Here is a 26,282-nt window from a genome sequence, read left to right as displayed (position 1 = left end):
CAGTCAACTTCAAAATTATTTATAACTCAATATAGTTTTTGCAATAGTTAATAGATAGCTATTGCTTTACTATTTGTCATTGAATAGCAAATTAAAAGCTAAAAAGTCCCTAAACATAAACTGTCAAGGGACTTTTTAAAATTTATTTTTAAACGTTTATTGTTTAATATCCTTAGATTCAAATTTCACAAATCCACCAGCATTGCCATTACGGTCAATCGATTGCTGAACAATAAGGTTTCCAATATCAATCATATTATTCAATTCGTATAAATCGGTGCAAGGAAGATAATTTTGTATCTTCTCGTCAATTTCGTTTTGGAGGTTTTTGAGTGCTTCTTTTGCTTTCAATAAATCTGAATCAAATCGAACGATTCCTGCGTTCTGACGCATCAACAATTGTAGTTTAGCCTTGGTTTGGGCAACGTATTCAGGATCGATTTTTGTTTTGTTTTGGAACGGCCAAGCTGGTATGGTACTAGTAGTTTTTGGTTCAATAAAAGGATTTTCTGCCAAGTAATGATATATTTTATCCGAATATACCAAAGCTTCCAAAAGTGAGTTTGAAGCCAGTCTGTTGGCGCCGTGCAAACCTGTTCTAGAACATTCGCCACAAGCAAATAAATTTTCTATGGATGTTTTTCCGTTGATGTCAACTGCTATTCCGCCACACAAATAATGTTGGGCAGGAACAACAGGAATCCAATCTTTTTCAAGATCAATACCAATATTTTTACAGTGTTGATAGATCATTGGAAAATGATTTTTGAACCCTTCCATGTCTAAATCCGTGCAATCCAAATACACACATTCGTCACCCGATTTTTTGAGTTCCAAATCAATGCTCTGCGAAACAATATCTCTTGATGCTAAATCGCCTCTTGAGTCATAATTGAGCATGAAAAATTCTCCTTTTTTGGTTCTCAAACGAGCTCCAAAACCACGAACAGCCTCGGATATTAAAAATTTGGAACCAACACTTTTGTCAAATAAAGCCGTTGGGTGAAATTGGATAAATTCCATATCCTGAATGGTAGCATTGGCACGATAAGCCATCGCAATTCCATCTCCAGTGGCAATAATTGGGTTAGTAGTGTGTCCGTATATATGTCCAATACCGCCAGTGGCCAGTAATGTAAAATCGGATTGGTAGGTGATTACCTCGTTTGTTTTTTCGTCAAGGGCATAGGCGCCTATGCAACGATTTTCGTTTGTAATTAATTCTAATGCAAAGTGATGATCAAGAACTGTAATGTTTTCTTTTTGCATTACCTGTTCCAAAATGGCACGTTGGATCTCATGACCAGTTTGGTCTTTATGATGTACCACTCTATTTTCAGAATGGCCTCCTTCTTTACCTAAATCAAAAGTTCCTTTGGCATTTTTATCAAATTGAGCGCCCCATTCAACAAGTTCTTTCAATCGTTTGGGACCTTCGGTAACAACCATTTTAACTACGGTTTCGTCGCATAATCCATCACCGCAAATCAAAGTATCTTCAATGTGTTTTTGATACGAATCTTCGGTTTTATCGGTAACAATAGCGATACCTCCTTGTGCGTATTTGGTATTGGATTCGTCTGCGGTTGCTTTAGTGATAATGGTAACAGTTCTCTCAGGAAAACGATTGGCCATTTTGAGTGCAAAAGTTAAGCCTGCCACTCCGGAACCTATAATTAAATAGTTGGTTGTAATCATTGATTATGATAATTCGAGCATGCGTTCGATGGGGATTAGTGCTTTTTCTCTAATGTCGTCTGGAACATTGATTTCCGGAGTTTCATTCAGCAAGCAATCATATACTTTTTGAAGAGTGTTCATTTTCATATACCCACATTCGCTGCAAGCACAAGTGTTATCCTCGTTTGAAGGTGCCGGTATCAGTATTTTATTAGGAACCTCTTGTTTCATTTTGTGCAAAATACCCGCTTCGGTGGCAACAATAAATTTGTTACTTGGACTGGTTTTTACATGATTGATCATTCCTGCGGTAGAACCAATGTAGTTGGCCGTTTTTAGGATATGTGTTTCAGATTCTGGGTGCGCAATGATTTCGGCATCTGGATTTTGTTTGTACAAAGCCACAAGTTTGTCCAATGAAAAAGCTTCGTGAACCACACAAGAACCATCCCAAAGCAGCATTTCTCTACCCGTTTGTTCCATTACATATTTTCCTAAATTTTTATCGGGAGCAAAAATGATGGGTTTGTCTAATGGGATCGATTGTACAATTTTAACAGCATTTGAAGAGGTAACTACAATGTCTGTCAATGCTTTCACTTCGGCAGAACAGTTTACGTAAGTGATTACGATATGATCGGGATGTGCTTCTGTAAATTCTTTGAATGAATCTGCAGGGCAAGACTCGGCTAGTGAACAGCCGGCTTTCAAATCTGGCAAAATTACTTTTTTGGTGGGGTTTAATATTTTGGCAGTTTCGGCCATAAAATGAACTCCTGCGAAAAGGATAATATCGGCATCTACTTTCATTGCTTCTTGGGATAGACCCAAACTGTCTCCTACATAATCTGCCACATCTTGAATATCGGATTCTTGATAATAATGCGCTAAGATTACCGCATTTTTCTCTTTTTTTAATTCCAATATACGTTCTTTAAGACTTTTCATTTTTTAAAAACTTTAATGGTGTTTTTTTAATTGAAGATTAATTTCTATGCAAATATAAGGTAAAACTTTGAAGCTACACGTTTCTGAAAGCTTTCTAAAAGTCTCAAAAATAATGTTTTTGTTAAAAAACTGGCCTTGTGGTTTTTGCAACCTGCAAATTTAACGGAATATGTTTCATAGGAATATGATATTTATCAGGTTTTGAGCGAATTAGTATAGTGATCTTTGCATAAAGTTTTTAAACCAATTATTAAGCTTATGACTACTGCTAAAAAACAACTACACACTTTCCATATTCCAGTGATGGGATTGGCTTATACTATTGACAGTCCGATACGTGTGGCTCAATATGGAATTTCATCTGTCGTATCTATCATTGATGATGATTTGATTGAAAGAATGAACGCTTTTTACAGCGAAAAATTCAAAATGCCGTATCAGGAAATCACAGAAAAGATCCATGATTATCGTGCAGAACGTGTTACATCTTATTTGAATTTGATGGACACTATCGTGAAAGATAAATTCGAAAAATTCAAAGCTGAATTGACAGAAAGCAAACAAGCTTTGGATAATTATATCGCGATGTTACCAAATAAATCCGAAATAAAAAAAGGACTTCAAGATTTAATCGACAACGGAATCGCATTTAAAGATACTATCAAAAATTATCTTGAAGAGAATCTTTCTCCTGGTGAAATTGATGTTAATATCATGACGAAAGTCGATAAAGACAATTTTGTTAAAAACGAACAATTACCAGTTGAGTTTAATGATGCTCATGCTTCTCTTCGTGGTTTTGCAAACAGTAATTTGTCATCATCAGTAGTACTTTCTGCAGGGATGAATCCTAGACTGTATGCTTATTTTGAAAATTTCCCTGTTTTTTATCCGGATGCCAATAATAAATTGCAAAAGAAAATTATCTTGAAAGTAAGTGATTTTCGCTCGGCAATGATACAAGGAAACTTCTTAGCCAAAAAAGGGCTTTGGGTTTCTGAATATAGAATCGAATCAGGTCTAAACTGTGGAGGACACGCCTTTGCTACCGATGGATATTTGTTGGGACCTATTTTGGAAGAATTCAAACAAAAGAAAGAGCAATTAATCCAATCAGCACATGAGTTGATGATAAAAGCTTTGGAAATAAAAGGATTGCCAGTTCCTGAAACACCATTTGAATTAAAAATTACTGTTCAAGGTGGTATCGGAACTGCCGAAGAACATGACTTTTTGTTAGAACACTATCAAGTGGATTCTGTGGGTTGGGGTTCACCATTTTTATTGGTTCCCGAAGCTACTTCTGTAGATGCCGAAACTAGAGCATTATTGGAAAAAGCCAAAGAAGACGATTTTTATTTGAGCCATATTTCGCCTCTTGGAATTCCTTTCAATGCGGTGAAAGGAACCACGAATGAGTATTACAAGCAAAAACGTATCGAGGAAGAAAAAGCGGGAAGTTCTTGCCCTAAAAAATTCTTGGCTTTGAGTAAAGAATATGGACCAAAAGGAATGTGTCCAGCTTCTAAAAGTTATCAAGATTTAAAATTGGAAGAGTTGGATGCCATAAAGGATACATTGACCAATGAAGCTTTTGATAGAAGAAAAAATAGCATTACCGAGAAATCTTGTCTTTGCGTAGGTTTGGCGAATGCCTCATATCTTGAAAATAACATAAAAATAAAAGGGCAGCCTCAAGGAGTTGTTATTTGTCCAGGTCCAAATTTGGCTTATTTCGATAAAGAAGTTTCACTTTCTGATATGGTAAAACACATTTATGGGAATGCTTCCGTTCTTGGAAACAAAGAGCGTCCAAATGTAATTATCAATGAATTGAAAATGTACATGGATTATTTGAAAAAAGAAATCAATGAATTTTCAGAACAAATCACTGCGCCTCAAGCCAAAAAACTGAAAACTTTCAAAAGTAATCTGAATGAGGGAATCGAATATTATCAATCATTAATTGCTTCGAATAATTGGTTTGTGAAAGGTAAGCAAAACATCGAAAAACAATTGAAACAATATAAAGATGAACTGATTGATCTTTGTATTCCTGAACAAGTAGTAGCAGTAGCGGTTTAAAAACTATTTGAAATTAAAAAAAAGGCTTGATGAAAATCAAGTCTTTTTTTTATGGATTTTAGTTTAAACCTTACCCATAATGAATAGTACACAGATAGCAATAAAAAAAACAATAAACCAGAATATGATATGGGTTAATAGTGTTAAAAAGAACGTTTTAGTTTTTGACAAATGATTAAAAAACTGCACATTGGTCCAAAAATACAAGACAAAATCTATGAGAACTATTATTTTGGTTATTGTATTGATTGCTGGAGTTCCACTATAATAATAGAATACCGGGATAAATAATAAGGAAATATATAATTTTTGTGCAGCCTTGTAAGTGTTGAGGATAAAATATTCAAAAAAGTTATAGCCTTGTTTTCTAAAAGTAATAACAGTGCCGATAGTATGTATGGGTATAAACGCTATCGTGATCCAAGCAAAATGGGATTGTATCCATTCCCCAATTTTTACAGGATCAATATGGACATTGGGGTCGACTGGGGCATTTGTTTTTACAATTAACTCAATGTGAAGCAAATGAATTAAAGCCACATAAGCTGTTGCCAATACCATCACCAGCGAAAGGGGTTTGAAATGTTTTACCCTTTTTCCCTCTATAAATTCTCGAATCGAATGACCTGGTCTGGTGAAAAGTTGCTTGCCTGTGTAAGTTATTCCATTGTCAAAATGGAATAATCCATGCTGAATATCATGCCATAAAAAGTGTAAGTTTATAGGATGAGTCTCTGCAGTTTGTCCGCAGTTACTACAATAATGACCCTTATATGTTTGATGGCAGTTTTTGCAAATGGTAGTCATTTTTTTTGTTTTTTAGCTTTTGTAAAAAAATGGAAGCAAAATTTTTATCAAGTAAATATACTAGATTTTTACATAGTTTTAAAAAAGTAAGGATAACTGACAGTAAATTAGTTTATAAGGGATGTTTTTCGTGTTATGGAACTCGATAATTACGATCTATCAATATCTTAAAAAAGTATCCCCAGTCTTAATTCCCAAAGCCAATTCCTCGAGATTGGTGTTTTCGAGCATAAAGGCCAATTCGTTTCGGATAGACTTGAACTTTTCATGCATGGGACAGGGATGATCTTCGGAGCAATGGGCGAGACCCAAACCACAACCAGTAAAAACACGGTCGCCCTCCAGAGCATTCACTATTTGTGCGAGTTTGATTTCTTTCATTGTCTCCCTTGGAATTTCGAAACCACCACCAACACCTTTTATGGAATTTATAATGTTGTCTTTCGATAAAATTTGAAGAATTTTGGCAGTAAAAGCCTCAGGGGAATCAATCTTTTTGGCAATGTCTTTGAGTCCGACTCTTTTGTTCTGATAAGATTCAGAAGCGATAAAAATGGTGGCTCTAATGCCGTATTCACAAGTTTTTGAAAACATAATTCGTTTTTTACAAATTTAAGGAATAAGTTTTATTCTATTAATATGAATGACTTTAAATGTCTGTGTTTTTAATCAAATTTTTCTTTTTTTGGGCGTGTCCCTCCGTAAAAACTACGGGTCGGGTTTTACGTTCCCGCTTTTTTTTATCCCATAAAAAAATGGTATAAAAAAAGAGCTCCACTTCAATCCCTCACGCAAGCAACAGCTGAAAAAAAATTATCGTAACCAAAGAACTTTGCAAAATCAAAACCCTCCAAAACGCACAAAAGATCCAAAAACAAGCATCAAAACTCCAATCAAAGTAACAGATATAATATGGAAAGTCATTTCGGGAAGTTTACCGGGATTGTTTTTAAGTTTTGGCAATACGCGGAATTGAGCGCTCAATGCAAAAAGCACGGTCAGCAAAAGCAAAAGCAATTTTGTTGAAACCACTTTTTCGATTGGCGTTTCAAAATGAAACCAATATTCAATGCTAACACCATATTTATAAGCCATCATAATTCCGGTAACTACTAGCAAAACCAATGCAGTCATTCCAACCGGTTCGTATTTTCGCTCATAGTCGAGGATTATATTTTGATTTTTTTCCCTAAGAGCCTGTGGCAAATGGCCAAAGACAAGCAATACATGTCCTCCAACCCAAATGCTCGCACACAAAAGATGAATGATTAACAATAAATGATGGCTCATATAATTTTTGATTTAAGTTTAGAAATACCAATTGTCAATAGCAAAAGTCCCGTTGGTAAAAAGATGCTTGACAGAAATAAATTTAAATAATAATCTGGGAATGATCCTTTGTTCAAAAATAGCCAAATCCCCTGAAGGAACAAAAGGATTTCGGTAGCCACAAATCCTAATAAAAACAAGAGTGTTCCCCATTTTTGAATCACGCTTTTCGAGTCTATAAAACCATTTTGAAAAGCAAAACCAAACAAAAAACCAGTAATAATTCCTAACATCGTCAAATGGATGTATCCAATCACAAAATTCCGAATCTGATGTGAAACATGTGCTAACTCAGGAACTAAAACAACCAACTGAATAACTATTTTTAAGGCTAATGAAAAGAAAGCAAATTGGTAAACCGTTTTTTCCAATGAAGAAAGCGGAGCAAAAAACGCTTGAAATTGAGGTTGAATAAGCTGAATAAAAAGCACGGCCGAAAGCAATTGAATTACAACCCCAACTGCATTTATCCAATAAAAAATTGCATTTTGAAGATACCAGCTCACCGGTAATGCCAATGTCAATACCGTTCCTATAACAAATAAATTATAGAACATGTTGAATTTTTTCTCATTGATATTTAACTTGACTTGTTTGAAAAACAGAGCTAAAATCGCAAATAGAAACCATCCGTTAAATTGAAAGTGAAGGAAAAACTGAATCGCAATTTGATAAAATGCACTTGCTTTTCCCAATAATCCTACTGCAGGCCCAAGGCACCAAACTCCCAATGTGGAGAACATCATAAAAAACAAAGACGTTCGCAACATTTTTTTTTCAGGGAAAGTGGCAGGTTTGGCATCTTTCCAAATTAAGTAGCAGAAATAGTAACTGCAAAAAATATGTAAAGTCGAAAAGAGTATAGACACAAAAGCGTATCCCTGTGCTGGAAAATCGATCATCATCCCGACTACGGCCAGTTGGGTCACCCAAAACAATCGGTTGTAAATAGTTTTTTGTTGCGCTTCTTTTGGAATAAAAAAATGAAAAATCAAACAGTACAACATCAAATATACCCAACCCAACATCGCAACGTGCGAATGTCCATGCATCAAAAACTGAAAGTTGACTCCTTCAATCGGGGCGACATACATCCATCGAAGCAACAGTCCCATTAGCGAAGCAATGAAAAAATTAACGAAACAAATTAATATCCAATATTTCCTCATTAGCTCCAAAAATTAGCATCTTCATTTTCTAAAAAAGCTTCTTTTGAATGAACTTCTTCAATTGTTTCCAATTGTGCTTTTGTAGCCGATTTTTGAATTTCGGCAAATAAAATACGTTCCTCAAAACGAATATGTGCTTCAAGTTCTTTCTCGATGGATTTTAAATTTGTTTCCAAATCTGATGTGGCTTTGAATAAATCATTTAAACGTTTGTGTTCTTTCAATGCTTGTTGAATGTGTTCATTATCTGCATCCAGAATAGAGAAAATGTATTTTTCTTCCAATTCAAAATGCGTTTGCAGATGGCTTTGATAAAACCAATTTACATATTCCTTGATTCGTTTCAGTTCGATGTTTTTCGCCATTCCGGTTTTAATTTTCCAACAGAGAAGTAAACCATGGTGGTGATCGTGACTAAATGCTTTTAACTCAGGAGCTCTTTTTAATGGCGTAGTTGGTTTCATTTGATTAAAATTTATGCATTTAATAGTTTCAAAATAATGCATTTGGTTTTAGGAACTATCCTCTAAAATGCACTTTTATTTTTTCTGTCGAAAGATTTTCGTTTTCCAATTCCTTGAATGAATGCCCCAGTTTTTCTATGGTTGGAACTCCATTCACAAAATGTTGGATATAATAATTTCCGATATAACCGATTTTCTCCAAATAGGAAATCATCTGTTGAATATCATTTTTCTTTAATAATTCAGAATGCACCGTTGTGCGAACTTCAAATTGAATTTTGCTTTGGAGCAATAAATGTAATGACTTTTCGAAGGGAATAAAAAGTTTTGACTGGGTTATCTTCTCGAAATTCGTTGGCATTGCCTTAAAATCCAGTGCCACATAATCGATAAGTTCTTTCGTGATAAGTTCTTCCAATACTTTGGGTTGGGAACCATTGGTGTCAATTTTAACTAAAAAGCCCATTTTTTTGACTTCGGCAATAAATAAAATACTCTTTTTATGAAGTAAACATTCGCCTCCGCTAAAAACAACAGCATCCAGCAAATGGCTTCTGCCTTTCAAAAATTGAAGGACATTTTCAAATGAGATGATTCCTTTCCCAAAAACTATTTCGGGATTGTAACAATAAAGACAACGCATATTACAGCCTGCAAACCAAAGTATGCAAGCTGATTTATGCGGGTAATCCAATAATGTAAATGGGGTTAAGCTATAAATTGGCTTAACAGCACTTTCCTTCAGTAAAATGAGTTCGTTGTTTGTGTTCACCTTTTTTTCCTATGTTAAAACTTTCCACGGGTCTGTGATAGCCCATTACTCTTGTGTACACCAAACATTTGGTGCGCAATTCTTGATTTTGTTCCAGAATCTGGTTTGTCGTTAGTTTCATATATTTCGGATTTTTAGTTATTAATTATTTGAACTTTTCGGTTAAATGAATTTCTAAGATTCTATAAATTTCGCTTTCTCTTCAATTATAATTTCGTCGCATTTCGGGCAATATTCGTGTTCTCCGTTTAAATAACCGTGCACTGGACATACGCTAAATACTGGTGTAACGGTAATGTATGGCAGTCTGAAATTGGTGATCACTTTTTTGACGAACTGTTTGCAGGCTTCTGGAGAGCTTATTTTTTCGCTCATATACAAGTGTAAGACAGTTCCTCCCGTGTATTTGCATTGCAATTGATCCTGAAGCATTAAGGCTTCAAATGGATCTTGTGTGAAATCCACTGGGATTTGTGAGCTGTTTGTGTAATAAACATTTTCATCTTGTCCAGCTTGTATTATGTCATCAAAACGTTTTCTGTCTTCTTTTGCAAAACGGTATGTAGTTCCTTCGGCTGGTGTTGCTTCCAGATTGTAAAGATTTCCAGTTTCTTCTTGGAATTCTTTCATTCTGTTTCGAATATGATCCAAGATTTCAGAAGCAAATTCAATACCGGTTTCTGAGGTTACATTGTCATCGTCATTGCTGAAATTTTCAATCATTTCATTCATTCCGTTCACGCCGATAGTCGAAAAGTGGTTTCTGAAATGTTGTAGATAACGTTTGGTGTACGGATACAATCCACGGTCATACATATCTTGAATAAATACTCTTTTTTTCTCCAAAGTCGATTTTGCGATATATAAAAGAGTATCTAGCTCACTATATAATTTTCCTTTATTTCCTTTATTCAAATAGCCCAATCGAGCCATGTTGATGGTTACCACACCAATGCTTCCAGTCATCTCGGCACTTCCAAAAAGTCCATTACCGCGTTTCAATAATTCTCGTAAATCCAATTGCAGACGACAGCACATACTGCGAACCGCATTAGGTTTATAGGCATTCTCGTTTTCAACCTGATTGCCGTTTTCGTCCAAAACATATTGGCTTCCGATGAAATTCTGGAAATAAGAAGAACCTATTTTGGCGGTGTTTTCAAAAAGCAAATCGGTATTTTCTCCATCCCAATTAAATTCTTCGGTGATGTTAACCGTTGGAATTGGAAAGGTGAATGGCTGTCCGTTGGCATCGCCTTCAGTCATTACAGTATAATATGCCTTGTTTATGAGATTCATTTCTTTTTGGAAATGCTCATAACGAAGGTCGGTTACTTTAGATACCCCTCTTTTTTTAGCTCTGACCAATAAATCGGAAGTAATGCAGTCTTCGAAGATATGATGATCATTTTTGGTTGGAATTTGTGTTTTTAAATCCTCTGGCGCAATCCAGTCCAAAGTGATATTGGTAAATGGCGATTGACCCCATCGTGCTGGAACATTCAGGTTATAAACAAAGCTTCTTACCGCTTTTAGAACATCGTCAAAACTTAAATTATCCTTGAAAACGTAAGGTGCCAAATAGGTATCGAAAGAACTGAAAGCCTGGGCTCCTGCCCATTCGCTTTGTAGAATTCCCAAGAAATTAGCCATTTGACCAAGTGCTTCTCTAAAATGAGAAGGCGCCTTACTTTCCACACGGCCTCTCACACCATTGAAACCTTCGTTGAGCAACACGCGCAAACTCCAGCCTGCACAGTAACCAGTTAGACAATCCAAATCGTGAATGTGGATATCGCCATTTCGGTGCGCAAAGCCTTCTTCTTTGGTATACACTTTATCCAACCAATAATTAGCAATAATCTTTCCTGCCACATTGTTTACCAATCCCGCATTAGAATAAGAAGTATTGGCATTGGCATTGATGCGCCAGTCAGTTTGTTCTATGTATTCTTCAATTGTCTGCGTACTGTCTACATAAGTGGTGTCATCATTTAGGCCTTCAATATGCTCGCGCTGCAATTTTCGGGTGTGACGATACAACATGAAAGAACGCATTACGTCAAAGTATTCCTTTTCGTAAAGTTTCTTTTCAATCATGTCCTGAATCTCCTCAACTGACCATACTTCCTGCTCTTCCAGCTGAATAATAATACTTTGAAAAACACTTTCATCAACAACTACCGAGACACTTTTGAAACTTTTTTCAATTGCATCTTTGATTTTATAAGTTTCAAATGGTCTGTACTTTCCATTTCTTTTGATAACATAATTCCCCATAGTTGTTGATTTTTGTGTTTTTACATTGTTTATAATTGTGCCGAAAATTCTTTTTCGAGCGTAGTTGCTTTTGGAAACAAAATGTTGTTTTCCAAATGGATGTGTTTGTGCAAATCCTGTTCAAATTCCTGTAACATAGCAAATGTTACTTTATAAGTATTGCATCCATCTGCAGGTGGTGTGTAATTGTTGCTTAATGAAGCTATTGTTCTAAAACGTTCACCTTCGGCATCATGTTCGTGCATCATCATTGCAATCGGGTTTTCTACCGTTCCAAAATGTGGTTGCTCAATTACGCCATCAGTGATAGTGGCATTGACCATTTTTTTGACAAAAGGGAACAAAATCAGCTCTTCTTTTTTCATATGTTGTGCCAATTCTCCTGCACATCCTTTGAAAAGTTCGTTTATTTCCAATAATTCTGGATGATTGGCTCCATGCACTCTGCTTAATTTGTCCAAAAATTGAAGCAATACGGGTGTTTTTTCCACTACATAACGGTGGTGCGTTTTCTCTATATAATCGGCTAATAAATCGATTGGCCATGAATTAAAATCAATTCCAGAATCACTTTTTAATGCTAATACTGTTTCAATTTCTTTTAATAAATCATTAGAATTTACTGCTTTTTTCTCGCAAGCTTCTTCAATACTTCTATTGCCATTGCAACAAAAATCAATACCATATTTTGAAAATAAAGCTGCTGTTCTAAAGTCTTTTGCTACGTATTCACCTATTGTAATTTTCTCTAAAGTTTCCATAATGTTGTTTTTAATAATTAAAATTTAGAATACAAATTTAAGTGGTTTTTTAATAAAAGACAAGTTTATCCTTAATTAAATATGTTATTTTTTTATTTGTGTAAATATTTGAATAAGAAATGAATGAGGCTTGGTGGGTCTGCTGTTTTTGTCTTTGTAATTTTACGATTAATTGAAAAGTAGGAACATGATATAAATCATATTTCAGGTATGACTTAAGAACATTCTATTGTTGAAAACTTATCGAGTTATCAATTTTCATAGTTCACTTATATATAGTATAGGTCGAAAAATATTTAATGTTTTATTTGAAAAAAATGATCAAAAATTACATAAAAGACAAAAACATCTTTTATATTTGCATTTAAATAAAAGACAAACTTGTCCTTTATTTAAAAATGAAATTTATTAACTAACAAAAATCAGATTATTATGCTTTCAAAATCACAAGCACGAGCATTTTTTCTGGGAGGAACTTTGGTCACCTTTTTAATCTTTATAGGATTGACTATTTATTCGTTTATGCCCAGAAATGATCAAACCAACTACAAGGCTATTGACAAACAAATAGTGAGAGGAAAAGAAATTTGGGAACAGAACAATTGTATGGGATGTCATTCCATTATGGGCGAAGGAGGCTATTATGCTCCAGAACTGACAAAAGTACTCGACCGCAGAGGCGAAGGCTATGTCAAGGCTGCGTTGATGTCACCAATTCCCTGGGCACCAAACGGACGAAAAATGGTCGCCTATAATATGAGCGAGCAAGATGCAGATGCGATGGTTGCCTACTTCAAATGGATCGGAAAAATCGATCTGAATGGGTTTGACCGTATCGTTTCGCCATTAGCTAAAGAAGAATAATTAAATTATACAAAAATGAAATATAAATCACAAAAAGTAGCCTATTGGTTTTTTGCACTGTGCATGCTATTGTTCTCACTGCAGATTGTCTATGGTTTTATCATGGGTTTTGACCGAATAGGTATCCAAGGATTACACGATATTATCCCTTTTAACGTTGCCCGAGCGGTGCATACCAATTTGTTGGTCGTTTGGCTGCTGACAGGTTTTATGGGAGCCGCCTATTACATTATCCCCGAAGAAGCGCAACGCGAACTGATAAGCGTAAAATGGGCTTATGTACAATTAATTTCCCTTGCCGTTGTTGGAGTTGTAGCCATTATAGGCTTCCACTTGAACCACTGGGAAGGAAGAAAATTTCTTGAAATCCCGAGAGAACTGGATTTTCTGGTAGTTATCAATGTATTGCTGTTCTTAGGATTGATTTTAGGAACGCTTTACAAAGGAAAACGCAGAACGACAACGGCTTTGGTACTGACAATGGGATTGCTATTTGCGGCCTTGTTATATCTTCCAGGAATGATTTGGTTTGACAGTCAGGTAATGGACTCGTTCTTCCGTTGGTGGGTAGTTCACTTGTGGGTTGAAGGTGTTTGGGAGTTAATTATGGGAGGTATTCTTTCATATTTATTGATCAAATTGACTGGTGTTGACAGAGAAGTAATCGAAAAATGGTTATACGTAATCGTTGGATTGACATTCCTTTCAGGAGTTTTAGGAACAGGACACCATTATTATTATATAGGAGTAAATAAAATTTGGTTAATCGTAGGCGGTATTTTCTCTGCGTTGGAGCCATTGGCTTTCTTGGCAATGGCATTGTTTGCTGTCAATATGTACCGCAAAGGCGAAAAAAGCCATCCTAATAAAATCGCTTTATTCTGGACAATCGGTTCTTCGATAGTGTCATTTGTTGGAGCAGGATTACTAGGATTCGCACACACTTTACCACAAACTAATCTTTATACTCACGGAACTTTAGTAACTGCGATGCACGGACACTACGCTTTCTGGGGTGCTTATGCAATGATTGTTTTGGCAATAATCAGCTATGCATTGCCGAATTTAACTGGACGAAAAAGATACCAAAGTGCAACAGGAATGGCCGCTTTCTGGCTATCCAACATCGGAATGTTAGGAATGACAGTTGCTTTTGGAGTAGCCGGAGTGGTGCAGGTTTATTTGGAACGAAAAATGAAAATGGAATTTATGGTCGTGCAAAACGAAATCAGTATTCACTTTGTGGTATTGTTGATCTGCGCCACGATGTTCGCCACAGGAATAGGTATGTTCATATTTGATTTCTTTAAATATGGACGACCAACCGACGAAGCTTTAGAAATAAAAAAAAACTAACCGAGCCCTTTTTTTAAACCGGAACGTTTAGACAACAGTTTTTGAATTTCCATTTCCATAAAAACTATTGTTTTACGTTTCGGTTTTTTTCAAAAAATCTAAAAATATGTTAGTAGATACTTTAATACCCGTACCCTATTACCACGCCGTAGGCAAAGAAATAGAAGTCTTTGAACATTCCTATAAAAATAAAATTCCCTTTTTGTTGAAAGGTCCTACTGGAACAGGGAAATCCCGTTTCGTGGAGTATATGGCGCATCAATTGGAAAGAAATCTTATTACGATCAGTTGTCATGAAGAAACATCTTCAACGGATTTAATTGGCCGATTTATCATCAAAGGAGCAGAAACAGTTTGGCTTGACGGACCGTTGACCACTGCCGTAAAAGAAGGTGCGATGATCTATCTAGATGAGGTTGCAGAAGCCCGTCCCGATGTGATTGTGGCGATTCACTCCCTGACCGATCACCGACGTATACTGTATATTGATAAGTTGGGCGAAACCATCAAAGCGCACGAAAATTTTATGTTGGTTGCTTCTTTTAATCCTGGCTACCAAAGAGGTTTTAAGGAATTGAAACCTTCCACACGCCAACGATTTATAGCTTTTTCTTTTGATTATCCAGAACCAAAAATTGAAACTGAAGTTTTGGTTAAAGAGACCAATATTGACCATGACACAGCCAAAAAACTTGTAGCTATTGGTAATAAAATTAGAAATTTAACCGAATTGGGATTGACCGAAACGGTTTCAACAAGACTTTTAGTTGATGCCGCCAAAATCATCCACAGCGGTTTACCAAAACGATTGGCCGTTCACGTGGCCGTTGTAGAACCGCTGACTGATGATCTGCAAACAATCGAAGCACTGAAAGATTTGTGCAATTTGATGATATAAGAAAATAGTTGTCAGTTATCAGTTTGCAGTTATCAGTTAGCTCTGAGACTGAATTCTGAAATCTGAAAACTGTAAACTGAAAAATTATGGGTTTCGAGATAGATGAATACTTAGTTGGGAAGTTTTTCAAGCATTTAAAAAGCCGAAAAAAAATAAATCCCGAAATTGAAGCCAGAACGGTTACGCTTGCTGATATAAAACCGCGTCTGACTATTATGGCGCGTGCTTTGACTGGAAATCCAATCGAGATATTTCCTGCCGAAAGGGAAGGAGGATACAAAAACAATAATTTTTTCCTTCCGATTTCGTTTGCCGAATTCCCTACTCTGGAAGAGAATCTTACTTTTTATCATTTTCGAATGTTGTATCTCAGCGTGCAACAGCGCTTAAATTACAATTGGACTTCCGAAGATGTTGAACCGGAATTATCTTTTTCACAGCAAAAAGCATTGGAAACATCCGATGATGTTCTTGCCATTTTGTTTAAAGAGTTTTCTATTGGCGAACCTTTTTTGGCAAATGCAAAAAATCATTTTATCCAAAAATCTGATGCTAAAAAAGGCCCTGACTTCTCTTGGCTTTTTGGCAAATGGATGAAAAATGAACCGCAAATCGATAGTGACAATGTGTTGCAAAACTTCTCGGACAAGACCAAAAAACCAAATGAGATTCAGCCTTTAACAACGCTTAAAGCAAAAGCCGTTGAGGAAGTAATCACAGTCGAACTCGACAAAAAGCAACAGGAGGATTATGTGATGCTGCATAATTTTGAAAAAGTGGAAACCGCCGAAGAATTCAACGGAAACTGGCGAGATTTTGACGGTTCGGATGAATTGGAAGACCATCAAGACGCGTTGGAAGAGTTGAATATGAAATACACCGTTCGCGTTGACGATACGGCACATTCCGTTTACCAATCCGATTTTATGGAAAACACCACCATTTCCGAAAGTGCTTCTGTGGATGACAAAGGTTTTCATCACAGTTATGATGAATGGGACTGCAGTAAAAACAGCTACAAAGAAAATTTTTGTAAAGTCTATCCAAAGTTGCAATTAAAAACTGATCCTGATTATTACAAAAAAACAATAACAAAAAATGCATCTACGTTGATGGGATTGCGCAAAATGCTGACGAATGTCGACAACAAAATGCTGCAGCAAAAAAGACAAACCCAAGGCGATGAATTTGACATCGATGCGATAACCGATTTGTATGTCGATGTGCATTCCCGCAGAACGCCTTCGGATAAAATTTATGTTTCGAATCGGAAAAAGGAAAAAGATTTGTCGATTCTGATTCTGCTTGATATAAGCCTTTCAAGCGACGGGTATGCTGCCGGAAATCGAGTGATTGATGTGGAGAAAGAAGTTTCCATTTTGTTTGGGGAAATTCTTAACGAGTTCAATATTGATTTTTCGATTGACAGCTTTTATTCCAAAACCAGAAATTATTCGACTTACCTAACCATCAAAGATTTTGATGAAAATTGGAATGTTGCCAAACATAAAGTAGGCGCAGTGGAACCAAGTGGTTACACAAGAATTGGAGCAGCACTGCGGCACGCAGGAGTTCGCCTCGACAAACGAAGCACAAAAAACAAATGGGTGATCCTCATTTCGGACGGAAAACCCAACGATTACGATAAATACGAAGGGAAATATGGAGTGAATGATGTGAAGCAAGCCCTTCGCGAACTCAATTCGAAAAACATCAATTCCTATGCATTGGCCATCGAGGCCGAAGCCAAATATTATTTGCCTCAAATGTTTGGGCAAAACCACTATCAAATTTTGACCACTCCTGTTAAGTTGCTGCAATCGTTAGTGAAATTATACGAAAAGATAAAACACCAGAAATAAGAATGAATAAGCCATTTTTAATGGTTTTAAAATTTAATTGAAATGACAGAAACAATTCAAATACCCGAATTACAAGAAGGTCATCCAGTTTGGAATTACTTTCAGGAAAAAGAATTAATAGTGTCTCTTTTAGAAGAGATAAAAAATGTTGACCCATCGATTGATTTGCCAAAATACACCAACATATTCAATCAATTGCTTACAATAGAGAAACGATTTGCCCGCAAAGAAAATCAGCTTTTTCCTTTTTTGGAAAAGAAAGGCTGGGTTGGACCATCTCAGGGAATGTGGTCGTTTCATGACAATTTGAGAGAGCAATTTCGCTTGATTCAGTATTATCTCAAAATGGATAACCCCAATAATGCTGCAACAAACACTCCATTTTTAGTGGATGGAATTTACAGATTAATGGGAGTTGAAGAAAGCGTTTTGTTCCCAAATGCATTGGACATCCTTACCGAAAATGATTGGATAGAAATGCGAAAAGGGGAAGAAGAAATCGGTTGGATGCTGTCCCAAACGCCACCGCCTTTCCCAAAAGTTGAATACATACATCCGAGCGAGGATTTCACCATTAGGGAAATGCCTTTTTCATTAGAAAACACTTCTCATTTTGATGAAGGATACATGACGGTGGATCAGGTGAACTTGCTTTTCAGAACGATGCCGTTGGATTTGACTTATGTGGACGAAAACGACAGAGTGATTTTTTATAATAGGGGTGAAGAGCGCGTGTTTCCTAGAAGTGCCGGAATTATTGGCCGTGAAGTTAAATTTTGTCATCCTCCAAAAAGCGTGGGAACGGTTCTCAAAATCTTGGAAGAATTCAGAAAAGGAACCCAAAACGAATCTTCTTTTTGGATCAACTACAAAGAACGCCTGATTTACATCCGTTATTTCGCAGTAAGGGATGCCGATAAAAATTACAAAGGCGTGATCGAAATGTCTCAGGATATTACGGATATCAAGAAAATTGAGGGCGAAAAACGATTGTTGGATTGGGAGTAAATAGAATTAAGATTGCAGATTTCAGATTTTGGAGCGGAAAAATTTTGCTTTTTTGCCATAATATAAAAAGAAAGCAATAATAATCAAACATAAGTTTTCAACATCTAAAATGTCTTGCTTCATAAATCTAAAATCTGCAATCTGCAATCTAAAATTTAAAAAATGGAAACTCTAAAAATAAATTATAAAAGTATCTACTATCCGCCGGGAGGAATCCTGATGTGGATTATCATTTTTCTCGAACTCATTACTTTCGGAATGGCGTTAGTTGCATTCGTGTATTACGGAAGTGAAAACACAGAAGTATTTCACCAATCCAGAATGGAATTGAATACAGCGTTTGGCGCCGTAAATACTGTTTTCTTATTGACAAGCGGACTTTTTATGGCCAATGCAGTGCATCTGTTTAAAGAAAACGAAGTCAAGAAATCATCGGTATATTTTAAATTGGCTATGTTGGGAGGATTTCTATTCTTGGCACTCAAAAGCGTTGAATATTACCATAAAATAGAAAGTGGCATTTCATTGGACACCAATATGTTTTACACTTTTTATTGGCTGTTGACAGGATTTCACGTAATCCATGTGATTATGGGATTGGTTATTCTGGCTTGGACAAACTACGGAATGAAAAAGAAAAACTCTGATACCGCTGTTGAAGACGTCGAAGCCTGTGCTGCTTTTTGGCACATGTGTGATTTGATTTGGCTGTTGTTGTTTCCAATTCTTTATTTATTGTTTTAATAATATAGACCGATGAAAAAATCACTCATTTTAATTTATGGATTGTTGCTAATTGCAACTATGGCGACATCTTTTATTGCCAATTCTTCTGTTTTTCGTGAAAGTGTAGTTGCTTTGATAATGATTTTGGCCACATTTAAATTTCTTTTGGTTGCTTTCCAATTTATGGAATTAAAAAAGGCTCATTCGTTTTGGAAAATCAGTTTGGCGCTTACTTTGGGACTGATTGTGATTTTGATTATCGGGATAAAATAAAGGTATATATGAAGCACTAGGATTCTAAGATGACGAAGCAATATTTTGTAGTATAATTAATCGTATAAGTATTGAAGAAAGATTTAAATGTTTTATATTTGAGATTGAATATCAGTTATTTATAGTCTTTAAAAATTCAAAAGACATAATTCTTAAAAAATAGTTAAGAAACATGATATTTATCAGTATTTTTTAAGAGCTCATATTTTAATTTTACAGGACAATTAAAAAAGATAAAAATATCCTTTATATAAAAAACCACTTTTAAAACGAACCAATTATGAAAAAACCATTCCATTTTAGCAAGCCTTATAAAATTATTGCTTTTGCATTATTTGTGGCTGTTACTATTTTTTCTTGTGCCAAAAAAGAAGAAGCACATGATGCCGATTATTACGAGAACATTAAAATGGTAGGCCAAAAAGAAGCCGAATTGACTGCTCCGCCACTTGTTCCAAAACCAGTTGGAGATCGTCCACCAATGAAACTAGTTGTGAATATGGAAATCAAAGAGCAGGAAGGTGAAATGGTCGATGGAGTAAAATACACCTATTGGACATTTGGAGGGTCAGTTCCCGGAAGTTTCATCAGAACTAGGGCTGGTGATGAAGTGGAATTTCATTTGAAAAACCACCCAGATAACAAAATGCCCCACAATATCGATTTGCATGCGGTAACAGGACCAGGAGGTGGAGCGACATCATCTTTGGTAGCGCCAGGACACGAAAAAGTATTTAATTTCAAAACTTTAAATCCAGGTTTATACGTATATCATTGTGCTACCGCTCCAGTTGGAATGCACATTGCAAACGGAATGTATGGTTTGATTTTGGTTGAACCAGAAGGAGGATTACCTCCAGTGGATAAAGAATACTACATCATGCAAGGGGATTTTTATACCAAAGGAGCATACGGAGAACAAGGTTCCCAACCGTTTGACATGAATAAAGCAATTAAAGAACAACCTGATTATGTGGTTTTCAACGGAAAAGTTGGTGCTGTGGCTGGAGATAAAGCGATCACTGCAAAAGTGGGGGAAACAGTGCGTATCTATATGGGTAACGGTGGACCAAACTTGGTTTCTTCATTCCACGTAATTGGTGAGATTTTTGATAAAGTCCATATTGAAGGAGGTGACATGATTAACAAAAATGTTCAAACAACTTTGATTCCTGCAGGTGGTTCAGCCATAGTAGAGTTTAAAGTGGATGTTCCTGGCACTTTTATTTTGGTGGATCACTCTATCTTTAGAGCATTCAACAAAGGGGCTCTTGGAATGTTGAAAGTAGAAGGAGAAGAAAACAAAAAAGTATATTCTGGTACAACTCAAGAAGGAATTTATTTGCCTGAAGGAGGAACTATTCAAAACATGCCAAAAGAGAACGGCGTAGTAAAAAGTACGGTTGCCAAAACGGTTCCAGAATCGATTAAATCAGGTAAGGAATTATACGGAAGAACCTGTTTTGCCTGTCACCAATCAGAAGGACAAGGGGTTCCAAACGCTTTCCCTCCATTGGCGAAGTCAGATTTCTTGAATGCTAACCCAGATAGAGCCATTGGTGCTGTATTACACGGATTAAGCGGAGAAGTTACCGTAAACGGCAAGAAATTTAACAACGTGATGACCAGTCAAAATTTGACAGACGACGAAGTTGCTGATGTATTGACTTATGTTTATAACAGTTGGGGTAATAATAAAACTGTCGTAACGCCAGCTATGGTAAAAGCAGTTAGAGCAAAACCAGCTCCAAAAGCAACAGCAAGTCATTAATATTAGAATAAAAACAATAAATAATAATCAATAATTTAAAATAATAATGAAAAAGTATATTCTTTGCATCGCAATGATTGGATTAGGTTTGAAAGGCTTTAGTCAAGATGTAAATAAAGGAAAAAGTGTTTATACAAAAACTTGTATCGCTTGTCACCAAGCTACAGGTGCAGGAATTCCGGGAGCATTTCCTCCATTGGCAAAATCGGATTATTTGAATGCAGATGTGAATCGTGCCATTAAGCAAGTAATCAAAGGGTCAAATATTCCAATGACCGTAAATGGAAAAAAATATACTACGGCTATGCCTCCTCAGGCTTTGAGTGATCAACAAGTTGCTGACGTGCTTACTTATGTTTATGCAAATTGGGGAAATACCAAAAAAGTAGTGACACTAGCAATGGTGAAAGCCCAAAGAAAATAATAATTACTAAAGCAAAAAGAACAGTAATGTTTACACAAATAAAAATAACGACTTTCTTTTTATTATTTATAAGCAGTGTTCTTTGTGCTCAAGAAGTTAAGATGGCATCTATTAATGGGGGGACTTTTGTCCCCCTTTATGGTGCTACCAACAAAAAGCCAGTCAAAGTTGAGCTTTTTAAATTGGATGTTTATCCGGTTACCAATGCGCAATATCTTGTTTTTGTAAAAAAGTATCCAGCATACAGCCGTTCGAAAATGAAAGGCCTTTTTGCTGATAAAAGTTATTTGTCCCAATGGGAAAGTGATTTCAGTTACGGAAAAAATAATCTAAGCGATGCTCCCATAACCAATGTTTCTTGGTTTGCAGCTAAAAAATATTGCGAGTGCCAAGGTAAACGTTTACCATCGATGGACGAATGGGAATATGTGGCTATGGCCGATGAAAAAAGAGTAGATGCCCGTACCAAAGAAGAATTTAATAAATACATCATGTCTTGGTATGAAAAGCCAAAAGCCTATGCGAATCCGATAGGAAAGACCTTCAAAAATTATTGGGGTGTTTATGATATGCATGGACTCGTTTGGGAATGGACTTCTGATTTCAACAGCATTTTTCTTTCGGGCGAATCCAGAAAAGATAAGGACACCGATAAGAATCTCTTTTGCGGAAGCGGATCAGTAAATGCCACCGATTTAATGAATTATGCCGCTTTTATGCGCTATGCTTTTAGAGGTAGCCTGAAAGCCAACTATACTACAAAAAACTTAGGTTTTCGATGTGCCAAAGATTAATGGCAGTTTAAGCCTTACCAAAATTTAAAAACATGAAATCAAAATTCAACCAAAACCAAAAAGAGATCCTGAAAAAAGGATGGTCTTATTTACTTGTTTTGCCAGTATTTGTTTTGCTTTTTGCTCTCCAAGGATGCAATAAAAAAGAAGCTGTAGATAAGGACAAACCAATTTCGGAATTGTCTATTTATAATTTGCCTTCCAAATGGACCAATCAAAATGGTCAGCATATTGAAATGGTAGATTTGAGAGGTAAAGTGCTTGTAATGGTCATGATTTATACTTCCTGCAAATCTGCTTGTCCTAGACTGGTGGCAGATATGCGTAATATTGAATCTCGTTTGCCGGATAATATTAAGGAAAATGTAAAATTGGTATTGGTGAGCATTGATCCTGAAGTGGATACTCCAAAACGACTCAAAGCCTTTTCAATTGAAAATAAAATGGAAGGAGACCAATGGGAGTTTTTGAGATCTACAGAAGAAAATACAAGAGAATTTGCAGCAGTTTTGGCTGTGAATTATAAAAAAATATCTCCGATGGATTTTTCACATTCCAACATCATAAGTGTTTTTAACGCCGAAGGAGAATTAGCTTATCAGCAAGAAGGATTGGGAGTAAACTCAGACGCAACCATCAAAAAAATAACCGAAGAAGCGGTTAAATTAAACTAACCTAACCCAAAAAAATACCAAATGAAAATATTTAAATTAACGGCATTGGCAGTTTTGCTAATGGCCAGTGGGAATATTTTTGCCCAAGAATTTGATGCCAATTTGCAAATTAGGCCCCGTTACGAATTCAGAAATGGTTATAAAGCACCAATTCCTTACGGAGAAACGCCAGGTCAGTTCATATCAGGCAGGACACGTTTGAACTTGAACTTCAAGCAAGAGAAATTTGTTACAAAACTTACAATACAAAATGTCCGTGTTTGGGGCGATGTTGCGACAAATACCAAATCGGATGTGAACGGAATCCAATTGTATGAAGCTTGGGCACAATACAATTTTAATGAAAATTGGAGCTCCCGTTTGGGACGTCAAGTGATTTCGTATGACAATCAGCGTATCCTTGGTGAAGTTGATTGGGCTCAACAAGGACAAAGTCATGATGCAGTTATGGTTACCTATAAAACTAAAAAAAGTCAATTAGATCTAGCATTTGCCTATAATGCCAATGGAGAAACAGACATCGCAACACCTTATACGGTTCCTAATTACAAAACGATGCAATATGCTTGGTATCATACTGAGTTGGGTAAAATAAATATGAGTTTACTGTTTTTAAACACGGGTTACGAAAATAAACTTGTTGCTCCAATTCCAACACCAACACCAGAATTAAAAGTAGATTATATGCAGACTTTTGGAACGTATATGAATACCAAAGGAAAATCATGGGATGGGAATCTATGGTTCTATGGTCAAACAGGGAAAAGCGCGACTAATACAGTAAGTGCTTTTGATGCCGCAATTAATTTTAATTTTGTATTAACTGATAAATTCAAAGTGGGTTTTGGTTATGAATTTCTGTCCGGAAAAAGCCAAGCCAATACCAGCACCGACATAAAATCGTTTAGTCCTCTTTTTGGGACGAATCATGGATTCAATGGGTATATGGATTATTTCTATGTGGGGAATCATAAAAATTCGGTTGGCTTACAAGACGCTTTTCTGAAATTTGGATACGTGGTTAATAAATGGCAGTTTGGGTTATTGCCACATGCTTTTACTGCCGCCAATACTGTATTGGATGCCACAGGAAATGAAATGGACAGTTATCTTGGGACGGAAATTGATTTTACGGCCGGTTATGCCGTTCACAAGTTTATCAATATTACTGGTGGATATTCACAAATGTTTGCCACAGATACCATGCAGAGACTGAAAGGCGGTGATGTTGATCACACCAACAATTGGGCTTGGGTCATGATTAATGTGAATCCCCAGATTTTTTCTTTTAAATAATTATTAATTTCTTGTATTGAAAAAGGGGCTTCACTTGGGGCTCCTTTTTTTGTGAATATGGTAATAAAAATCGATTTCGTAGATGGTTTTATGCTTATTTGTTAAATAACATTATTGATATATCGATTTTAATTAAAAAAGGCGTACATTTGCACCCCCCAAAAAAATAATAATTTACAATAGTTTAATTTATGAAAAAAAGTATTTTTGGGCTGCTTGCCTGTTCTTTTTTGGTTTTTCAAAGTTGTCAAAATGATGGTGATAACGTTAATGAAGATCAAAATGAAAAAGTTATTTTAAACACAAATTCTCAAAATTTGTCAAGCAGAATGAATAACGATAATCTTGGTGTTATCGGTTTGGTTACAGGTAAAATTACTGGTAAAGCAAATGAAACTTCTTCTGATTTCCCAATGGCACTATTGGCAGAGTTTAATCCTCCTACTTATAACGGCTTGACTTTGAAAGCGACGCATGTTGATGTTAAGGACAATTATGTGTATGTTTCTTATAACACACAAGGGGAAACTTATTTAGGAGGTATAGATGTAATCGATATTTCTCAACCTAATAATCCACAGTTGATTGTACAGGCGATTTTGCCGAATGTTGATATTAGCACTGTTGTTTACGATAATGGAAATCTTTTCTTGGCTGGAGCAATGGATGTTGATAAAGATGCAAAGTTAAGCAGTCCAGCATTTGTTGGAAAAATGCCGCTTCAAGCTGGAAAGTTGACTGATACCTATAATACAGTTTTTTTAGAAAGTAATGTTGGTACTGGAGTTGCGGTTGCAGATTCTAAATATTATGGCATTTCTGGAAGTAATGGTGTTGTTGCAAAAATTGACAAAGCCACAAATACTATAGAGACAACCATTCATATTGCCGATTTACGTGCATTGAGACGTATCGATAATAAAATTGTAGTTTTAAGTGGTACCGATGGTGTGAAAGTATTTAATGCTGATAATTTAAGTCCGCTTTTATCATTTTCAACTTCTAAAGATGTTGCAGATGCTAAAAGAACAATTGATTTTCAAGGAAATAATTTGTTGGTTTCTGAAGGATATCAGGGTCTAAAAGTATATAATTTAAACTCAGGAAGTTTACTTCAGAGTTTGTCATTGCCAACTAATTTAGCTGATGTTGATGCTGGTGATGTAGTTACTAATGCGGTATCTGTAAACGGTGATTTTGTATATGTTGCCAATGGAGCTGCGGGTGTTTCTGTTTATAAAAATGTAAATAGCAGTTTATCTTTTTTAGGGTCAATTCAATTAGGAGGTTCTGCAAACTATGTGAAGAGTGTTGGAGACTATATTTTTGTAGCTTCTGGAAATGGAGGATTAAAAATTATCAAGAAAATTAGCAGTGGCCCTCAATCACTTGCTTGTGATGGTTTTATTGCTTATCCAGGTTCTGCTTATTTGAACGTAAACTCAGGAGAAACATTTAATTATAAAGGTGATCAGTCACTTTATAATGTGAATGTTAACCAAAATCTTAATTGGTGTGGAGTTCTTGCTGCTGCTCAAGGAGTGACAGTAAACAGTAATGGTGTTTTTTCTATAAAAGGAGGTTTATTTATTGGTACTACAAGAAATTCATCTACGTTAATTGTTAATGGAACTCTTATCATAGAAGGTGATTTAATGGTTTATGGTAATGTGATTTTGAATAGTGGAGCCAAAATTAAATTTTTAGGTACAGGCGGGCACATGATAATTACTGGAACTGTAACAAAAAATAGTGGTGTTGAGATCACAGGAAATTTCATTGATGATAGAAATGAAGGTAAATTGAAATAATAAATTAGCTTTAGGCTGAAAATAGTAAGAGGCTGTCTAGTATTAGACAGCCTCTTTTTTATTTTATAGGTATGTACTTTTGTTAGTTTCAGTTGGCTTTCAAGATTGTTTGTTTAATGTCGTTATTAATTGACTTGTAAAATTATAAGTAATTGTTTTATTGGTGATTTTAGTATTTTAAGAACACTTGATTCAATTGTAATTTGTAATTTTAGAATCATAAAAAAACA

The 26,282-nt window shown here is 35.8% G+C and carries 25 protein-coding genes; 14 read left to right on the top strand and 11 right to left on the bottom strand.

Annotated features, from left to right (window positions below; genetic code table 11):
* Positions 1-156: 156 nt before the first annotated feature.
* Positions 157-1,698 carry an L-aspartate oxidase gene (gene nadB / locus J2W95_RS02880; RefSeq protein WP_310003758.1) on the bottom strand — a complete coding sequence of 514 codons (1,542 nt, stop codon included), beginning with the start codon at positions 1,696-1,698 and terminating at the stop codon, positions 157-159.
* A gap of 3 nt (positions 1,699-1,701) precedes the next feature.
* A complete protein-coding gene (nadA, locus tag J2W95_RS02875; RefSeq protein WP_310003756.1) occupies positions 1,702-2,628 on the bottom strand; it encodes a quinolinate synthase NadA in 927 nt (308 codons plus the stop codon).
* A gap of 258 nt (positions 2,629-2,886) precedes the next feature.
* Here nadA and J2W95_RS02870 point away from each other — a divergent pair, with 258 nt between their 5' ends.
* Entirely contained in the window at positions 2,887-4,713 is a 1,827-nt protein-coding gene (locus J2W95_RS02870) for a hypothetical protein (protein WP_310003754.1), read from the top strand.
* Positions 4,714-4,776: 63 nt separating this feature from the next.
* On the opposite strand, the gene J2W95_RS02865 is transcribed toward J2W95_RS02870, so the two are convergent.
* From J2W95_RS02865 to ric, 9 genes are all read right to left on the bottom strand, one after another.
* Positions 4,777-5,520, bottom strand: a complete 744-nt coding sequence (locus tag J2W95_RS02865) for a DUF3667 domain-containing protein (protein WP_310003752.1) — start codon at positions 5,518-5,520, stop codon at positions 4,777-4,779.
* Between the two features lie 159 nt (positions 5,521-5,679).
* Entirely contained in the window at positions 5,680-6,114 is a 435-nt protein-coding gene (locus tag J2W95_RS02860; protein ID WP_310003750.1) for an RrF2 family transcriptional regulator, read from the bottom strand.
* 246 nt (positions 6,115-6,360) lie between these two features.
* Positions 6,361-6,810: a CopD family protein gene (locus J2W95_RS02855; protein ID WP_310003748.1), complete on the bottom strand. Its 450-nt coding sequence runs from the start codon at positions 6,808-6,810 to the stop codon at positions 6,361-6,363.
* Positions 6,807-8,018 carry a hypothetical protein gene (locus tag J2W95_RS02850; RefSeq protein ID WP_310003746.1) on the bottom strand — a complete coding sequence of 404 codons (1,212 nt, stop codon included), beginning with the start codon at positions 8,016-8,018 and terminating at the stop codon, positions 6,807-6,809. The genes J2W95_RS02855 and J2W95_RS02850 overlap by 4 nt, the downstream gene beginning before the upstream one ends.
* Positions 8,018-8,482 carry a hemerythrin domain-containing protein gene (locus tag J2W95_RS02845; RefSeq protein ID WP_310003744.1) on the bottom strand — a complete coding sequence of 155 codons (465 nt, stop codon included), beginning with the start codon at positions 8,480-8,482 and terminating at the stop codon, positions 8,018-8,020. The genes J2W95_RS02850 and J2W95_RS02845 overlap by 1 nt, the downstream gene beginning before the upstream one ends.
* Positions 8,483-8,537: 55 nt before the next feature.
* Positions 8,538-9,254 carry an anaerobic ribonucleoside-triphosphate reductase activating protein gene (locus J2W95_RS02840; protein ID WP_310003742.1) on the bottom strand — a complete coding sequence of 239 codons (717 nt, stop codon included), beginning with the start codon at positions 9,252-9,254 and terminating at the stop codon, positions 8,538-8,540.
* The gene (gene nrdD / locus J2W95_RS02835) at positions 9,208-9,375 is read right to left on the bottom strand and encodes an anaerobic ribonucleoside-triphosphate reductase (RefSeq protein WP_116763518.1); all 168 of its coding nucleotides are present in this window, start codon (positions 9,373-9,375) and stop codon (positions 9,208-9,210) included. Before nrdD ends, J2W95_RS02840 begins: the two co-directional genes overlap by 47 nt.
* A 53-nt stretch (positions 9,376-9,428) precedes the next feature.
* A complete protein-coding gene (locus tag J2W95_RS02830) occupies positions 9,429-11,534 on the bottom strand; it encodes a ribonucleoside triphosphate reductase (protein WP_310003738.1) in 2,106 nt (701 codons plus the stop codon).
* Positions 11,535-11,563: 29 nt separating this feature from the next.
* A complete protein-coding gene (gene ric / locus J2W95_RS02825; protein ID WP_310003736.1) occupies positions 11,564-12,295 on the bottom strand; it encodes an iron-sulfur cluster repair di-iron protein in 732 nt (243 codons plus the stop codon).
* Between the two features lie 432 nt (positions 12,296-12,727).
* Between ric and J2W95_RS02820 the strand changes: the two genes are divergently transcribed.
* The 13 genes from J2W95_RS02820 (at position 12,728) to J2W95_RS02760 (ending at position 26,052) form a co-directional block, all read left to right on the top strand.
* Complete coding sequence (locus J2W95_RS02820) at positions 12,728-13,159, top strand: c-type cytochrome (protein ID WP_310003734.1); 432 nt, start codon at positions 12,728-12,730, stop codon at positions 13,157-13,159.
* A 15-nt stretch (positions 13,160-13,174) separates the two neighbouring features.
* Entirely contained in the window at positions 13,175-14,515 is a 1,341-nt protein-coding gene (locus J2W95_RS02815; RefSeq protein WP_310003732.1) for a cbb3-type cytochrome c oxidase subunit I, read from the top strand.
* Positions 14,516-14,621: 106 nt separating this feature from the next.
* On the top strand, positions 14,622-15,413 hold the full coding sequence (locus J2W95_RS02810; RefSeq protein ID WP_310003729.1) for a CbbQ/NirQ/NorQ/GpvN family protein: 792 nt from the start codon (positions 14,622-14,624) through the stop codon (positions 15,411-15,413).
* An 86-nt stretch (positions 15,414-15,499) separates the two neighbouring features.
* The gene (locus J2W95_RS02805) at positions 15,500-17,275 is read left to right on the top strand and encodes a nitric oxide reductase activation protein NorD (protein WP_310003727.1); all 1,776 of its coding nucleotides are present in this window, start codon (positions 15,500-15,502) and stop codon (positions 17,273-17,275) included.
* A gap of 42 nt (positions 17,276-17,317) precedes the next feature.
* Positions 17,318-18,283 carry a DUF438 domain-containing protein gene (locus J2W95_RS02800; RefSeq protein ID WP_310003725.1) on the top strand — a complete coding sequence of 322 codons (966 nt, stop codon included), beginning with the start codon at positions 17,318-17,320 and terminating at the stop codon, positions 18,281-18,283.
* Positions 18,284-18,445: 162 nt separating this feature from the next.
* Positions 18,446-19,027 (top strand): cytochrome c oxidase subunit 3, encoded by a 582-nt coding sequence (locus J2W95_RS02795; protein WP_310003723.1) that lies wholly within the window; start codon positions 18,446-18,448, stop codon positions 19,025-19,027.
* A 12-nt stretch (positions 19,028-19,039) separates the two neighbouring features.
* The gene (locus J2W95_RS02790; protein WP_310003721.1) at positions 19,040-19,282 is read left to right on the top strand and encodes a cytochrome C oxidase subunit IV family protein; all 243 of its coding nucleotides are present in this window, start codon (positions 19,040-19,042) and stop codon (positions 19,280-19,282) included.
* A 280-nt stretch (positions 19,283-19,562) separates the two neighbouring features.
* On the top strand, positions 19,563-21,053 hold the full coding sequence (gene nirK, locus J2W95_RS02785) for a copper-containing nitrite reductase (RefSeq protein ID WP_310003719.1): 1,491 nt from the start codon (positions 19,563-19,565) through the stop codon (positions 21,051-21,053).
* A gap of 46 nt (positions 21,054-21,099) precedes the next feature.
* Entirely contained in the window at positions 21,100-21,477 is a 378-nt protein-coding gene (locus J2W95_RS02780) for a c-type cytochrome (RefSeq protein WP_310003717.1), read from the top strand.
* A 26-nt stretch (positions 21,478-21,503) separates the two neighbouring features.
* A complete protein-coding gene (locus tag J2W95_RS02775; RefSeq protein ID WP_310003714.1) occupies positions 21,504-22,271 on the top strand; it encodes a formylglycine-generating enzyme family protein in 768 nt (255 codons plus the stop codon).
* 32 nt (positions 22,272-22,303) lie between these two features.
* A complete protein-coding gene (locus tag J2W95_RS02770) occupies positions 22,304-22,945 on the top strand; it encodes an SCO family protein (RefSeq protein WP_310003712.1) in 642 nt (213 codons plus the stop codon).
* 21 nt (positions 22,946-22,966) lie between these two features.
* Positions 22,967-24,241, top strand: coding sequence for an alginate export family protein (locus tag J2W95_RS02765; protein ID WP_310003710.1), 1,275 nt, complete (start codon positions 22,967-22,969; stop codon positions 24,239-24,241).
* A 191-nt stretch (positions 24,242-24,432) separates the two neighbouring features.
* Positions 24,433-26,052 carry an LVIVD repeat-containing protein gene (locus tag J2W95_RS02760; protein WP_310003708.1) on the top strand — a complete coding sequence of 540 codons (1,620 nt, stop codon included), beginning with the start codon at positions 24,433-24,435 and terminating at the stop codon, positions 26,050-26,052.
* Positions 26,053-26,282: the final 230 nt, after the last annotated feature.

This window comes from Flavobacterium granuli (assembly GCF_031456055.1).
GTDB lineage: Bacteria > Bacteroidota > Bacteroidia > Flavobacteriales > Flavobacteriaceae > Flavobacterium > Flavobacterium granuli_A.
This window is presented reverse-complemented; position numbering and strand designations above follow the sequence as displayed.

Bases quoted from the DNA above. Each gene is read 5' to 3' on its own strand.
- nrdD (WP_116763518.1), bottom strand. From the start codon at position 9,375: ATGAAACTAACGACAAACCAGATTCTGGAACAAAATCAAGAATTGCGC.
- J2W95_RS02790 (WP_310003721.1), top strand. From the start codon at position 19,040: ATGAAAAAATCACTCATTTTAATTTATGGATTGTTGCTAATTGCAACT.
- J2W95_RS02805 (WP_310003727.1), top strand. From the start codon at position 15,500: ATGGGTTTCGAGATAGATGAATACTTAGTTGGGAAGTTTTTCAAGCAT.
- nirK (WP_310003719.1), top strand. From the start codon at position 19,563: ATGAAAAAACCATTCCATTTTAGCAAGCCTTATAAAATTATTGCTTTT.
- J2W95_RS02830 (WP_310003738.1), bottom strand. From the start codon at position 11,534: ATGGGGAATTATGTTATCAAAAGAAATGGAAAGTACAGACCATTTGAA.
- nadB (WP_310003758.1), bottom strand. From the start codon at position 1,698: ATGATTACAACCAACTATTTAATTATAGGTTCCGGAGTGGCAGGCTTA.
- J2W95_RS02850 (WP_310003746.1), bottom strand. From the start codon at position 8,018: ATGAGGAAATATTGGATATTAATTTGTTTCGTTAATTTTTTCATTGCT.
- J2W95_RS02775 (WP_310003714.1), top strand. From the start codon at position 21,504: ATGTTTACACAAATAAAAATAACGACTTTCTTTTTATTATTTATAAGC.
- J2W95_RS02855 (WP_310003748.1), bottom strand. From the start codon at position 6,810: ATGAGCCATCATTTATTGTTAATCATTCATCTTTTGTGTGCGAGCATT.
- J2W95_RS02760 (WP_310003708.1), top strand. From the start codon at position 24,433: ATGAAAAAAAGTATTTTTGGGCTGCTTGCCTGTTCTTTTTTGGTTTTT.
- J2W95_RS02815 (WP_310003732.1), top strand. From the start codon at position 13,175: ATGAAATATAAATCACAAAAAGTAGCCTATTGGTTTTTTGCACTGTGC.
- J2W95_RS02860 (WP_310003750.1), bottom strand. From the start codon at position 6,114: ATGTTTTCAAAAACTTGTGAATACGGCATTAGAGCCACCATTTTTATC.
- J2W95_RS02780 (WP_310003717.1), top strand. From the start codon at position 21,100: ATGAAAAAGTATATTCTTTGCATCGCAATGATTGGATTAGGTTTGAAA.
- J2W95_RS02765 (WP_310003710.1), top strand. From the start codon at position 22,967: ATGAAAATATTTAAATTAACGGCATTGGCAGTTTTGCTAATGGCCAGT.
- J2W95_RS02870 (WP_310003754.1), top strand. From the start codon at position 2,887: ATGACTACTGCTAAAAAACAACTACACACTTTCCATATTCCAGTGATG.
- J2W95_RS02865 (WP_310003752.1), bottom strand. From the start codon at position 5,520: ATGACTACCATTTGCAAAAACTGCCATCAAACATATAAGGGTCATTAT.
- J2W95_RS02820 (WP_310003734.1), top strand. From the start codon at position 12,728: ATGCTTTCAAAATCACAAGCACGAGCATTTTTTCTGGGAGGAACTTTG.
- J2W95_RS02770 (WP_310003712.1), top strand. From the start codon at position 22,304: ATGAAATCAAAATTCAACCAAAACCAAAAAGAGATCCTGAAAAAAGGA.
- ric (WP_310003736.1), bottom strand. From the start codon at position 12,295: ATGGAAACTTTAGAGAAAATTACAATAGGTGAATACGTAGCAAAAGAC.
- J2W95_RS02800 (WP_310003725.1), top strand. From the start codon at position 17,318: ATGACAGAAACAATTCAAATACCCGAATTACAAGAAGGTCATCCAGTT.
- J2W95_RS02845 (WP_310003744.1), bottom strand. From the start codon at position 8,482: ATGAAACCAACTACGCCATTAAAAAGAGCTCCTGAGTTAAAAGCATTT.
- nadA (WP_310003756.1), bottom strand. From the start codon at position 2,628: ATGAAAAGTCTTAAAGAACGTATATTGGAATTAAAAAAAGAGAAAAAT.
- J2W95_RS02810 (WP_310003729.1), top strand. From the start codon at position 14,622: ATGTTAGTAGATACTTTAATACCCGTACCCTATTACCACGCCGTAGGC.
- J2W95_RS02795 (WP_310003723.1), top strand. From the start codon at position 18,446: ATGGAAACTCTAAAAATAAATTATAAAAGTATCTACTATCCGCCGGGA.